The 2,634-nt window shown below is 68.9% G+C and carries 3 protein-coding genes; all 3 read left to right on the forward strand.

What is annotated here, in order from left to right; translation table 11 throughout:
- Nucleotides 1–145 precede the first annotated feature (145 nt).
- From istA to DLJ47_RS34095, 3 genes are read left to right on the forward strand one after another with little or no spacing between them, the layout of a single operon-like run.
- On the forward strand, nucleotides 146–1,564 hold the full coding sequence (istA, locus tag DLJ47_RS34085) for an IS21 family transposase (RefSeq protein ID WP_109906330.1): 1,419 nt from the start codon (nucleotides 146–148) through the stop codon (nucleotides 1,562–1,564).
- The gene (gene istB / locus DLJ47_RS34090; protein WP_109906332.1) at nucleotides 1,561–2,322 is read left to right on the forward strand and encodes an IS21-like element helper ATPase IstB; all 762 of its coding nucleotides are present in this window, start codon (nucleotides 1,561–1,563) and stop codon (nucleotides 2,320–2,322) included. Before istA ends, istB begins: the two co-directional genes overlap by 4 nt.
- Nucleotides 2,322–2,582: a hypothetical protein gene (locus DLJ47_RS34095; protein WP_109906334.1), complete on the forward strand. Its 261-nt coding sequence runs from the start codon at nucleotides 2,322–2,324 to the stop codon at nucleotides 2,580–2,582. Before istB ends, DLJ47_RS34095 begins: the two co-directional genes overlap by 1 nt.
- Nucleotides 2,583–2,634 lie beyond the last annotated feature (52 nt).

Genomic DNA, 2,634 nt, shown 5'->3' on the forward strand with positions numbered 1-2,634 from the left:
CTGTCGGGGTACGGCCTGGAGTGCAGAGCTAGGTACAGCTGATCTTGCAGAGGTGCGCACTGTTTGTCCGTCGTCAGCGGGTGACTGAGGGTGAGGCTGCTCGGGTCGTGATCGGGCAGACGTGGGGCGGCTGGCGATGGGGGCGATGGATGAGCAGCGGTGGCTGGATGTGCGCCGGTTCCGGGCGTTGCACGAGGCTGGTGCGAGTGTCTCGGAGATCGCTCGTGAGACGGGCCTGAACTGGCGGACGGTGAAGAAGTACCTGGCTGCTGGTGGCGGCGAGGTGGCGCCGCCGGTTCGGGCGCGGCCGGCTCGTGGGCAGCTGATCGATGTGTTCGCGCATGTGGTCGATGCGTGGTTGCGGGCGGAGTTGCTGCTCAAGGGCACGGTGATCCACGAACGCCTGGTCGAGCAGTACGGGTTCACCGGTAACTACCAGCGGGTGAAGTTGTATCTGCAGCAGGCCCGGCCGCGGATCGCGGCGGAGCTGGGGATCAGCCCGGATCAGCTGGCCGGGCTGCATCGCCGGTTCGAGGTCGTTCCGGGTGCGCAGGCGCAGGTGGACTGGGGCGACGAGGGCGGCATCCTCGCTCACGTCGGGATCCCGAAGGTGTACTCGTTTCACATGGTGCTGTCGTACTCGCGGGATCCGTTCTGCTGCTTCACCACCAGCCAGGACCTGGCCGCGTTCTGGGAGTGTCACCGGCGGGCGTTCGCGCACTTCGGCGGGGTCCCCGGGGTGATCGTCTACGACCGGACCAAGACCGTGGTCCGCCGGCACGTCGCCCCGGGTCAGGCGGTGCCGCTGCACCCGGAAGCGGTCGCGTTCGCCGGGCACTACGACTTCGACATCGATGTGCTGGCCGCATACCGGCCGACCGGCAAAGGGCGGGTCGAACGGCAGGTCACCATCGTCCGTGATCATGTCCTGGCCGGGCGGGCGTTCTCCTCGCTGGCCGAGCTCGACGCCACCTTCATGGCCTGGGTTCCGCAGCGGCGGGCCGTAAGGCACCGCACCCACGGCGAGATCATCGGCGTGCGGGCGGTCCGTGACCACGCCGCGCTGCGACCGATCCCCGCCCGGGCGTATGTGGTCGCCGACCGGCATCTGCGGCACGTCGGCAAGGACTGCCTGGTCGCCTACGCCGGCAACCTCTACTCCGTGCCGGCCCGACGGGTCCGCCACCGCCAACTCGTGGAGATCCGGGCGACCGCCGCCACCATCACCATCCACGCCACCGTCGGCGGCCTGGACGGCACCACGCTGCTGGCCACGCACGAGCGGGCCGTCGGCCGCGGCGCCCGCGTCGTCGACGAAACCCACTGGGACGGCCTGCCCGACGGACACACCCGTGCCGTCACCACCGGCGACCCCGACGGCGAGCAGTCGACCACACGCCGACCGGCCCGCCTCGACGGCGGCCAGGGACCGCTGCAAGCCCTGCTCAACCGGGCTGCCGCCGCCCAGATCGCCGTCGAGGCCCGCCCGCTGTCGGTCTATGAGCAGATCGCTGCGGCCAGCCCGTTCACCAACCGCCCACACCTGAAGGACGTCTCGAAGTGAGTGAGCTGGTCACCAACCGCATCCACGCCAGCGCCACCAAACTCGGCCTGCCTCACCTGGCCAAGACGCTGCAGGAGCTCACCGGCCGGGCCGACACCGAGGCCATGGGCTACCTCGAGTTCCTCGACCTCGTCCTGCAAGAGGAACTCGCCGTCCGCGACGAACGCCGCTTCCGCGCCGGGCTGCGCCTGTCGAAGCTGCCGCACCACAAGACCCTCGACGACTACGACTTCAGCTTCCAACCCGACCTGGACCCCCGCAAAGTCCGCGACCTCGCCACCCTCGCGTTCGTGCAGGCCAAAGCCAACGTCGCGTTCCTCGGCCCGCCCGGCGTCGGCAAGACCCACATCGCGGTGTCCCTCGCGGTCGCCGCCTGCCGAGCCGGGTTCACCGTCTACTTCACCACCCTCGACGACATGGTCCGCCACCTCACCGCCGCCGACGCGATCGGCCGGCTGGCCCGCAAGCTGCAGACCTACCTACGCCCCACCGTCCTGGTCATCGACGAAGTCGGCTATCAGCCCCTCGAACGGCCCGAAGCCAACCTCGTCTTCCAGGTGATCTCGAAACGCTACGAGAAGGGCTCCACCCTGCTGACCTCGAACAAGGGCTTCGGCGAATGGGGCCAAGTCTTCGGCGACGAGGTCCTAGCCACCGCCATCCTCGACCGGCTCCTGCACCACTGCGACGTCGTCCCCATCAACGGCCCCAGCTACCGACTCAAGAATCGCCTCACCGCCATCGAGAACGTCGCCTGATGCCCACCCCGGCCAACCCGGACGACCCCGCGACCACCAGCGACACCAACCACGGAGACCTGCTGCAACTCCTGCTCCAGATCTGCGCGGACTTCCTCGCCCACACCACTGCGGCAACCCACAACGAGGTCGACACCCTCCTACGCGCCCGCGGCATCACCGGCGGACCCGGATGGCTGATCGACATGCTCGGCCTCACCCGCCTGCGCCTGCAAGACGCAACCCACCGTGACGAACAAGGCGCCCACCACGACACCTGACCTCTGCAAGATCAGCCGTACTCACCTCTGCACTCCAACGAGTACCCCGACA

Source organism: Micromonospora sp. S4605 (genome assembly GCF_003176715.1).
GTDB lineage: Bacteria > Actinomycetota > Actinomycetes > Mycobacteriales > Micromonosporaceae > Micromonospora > Micromonospora echinaurantiaca.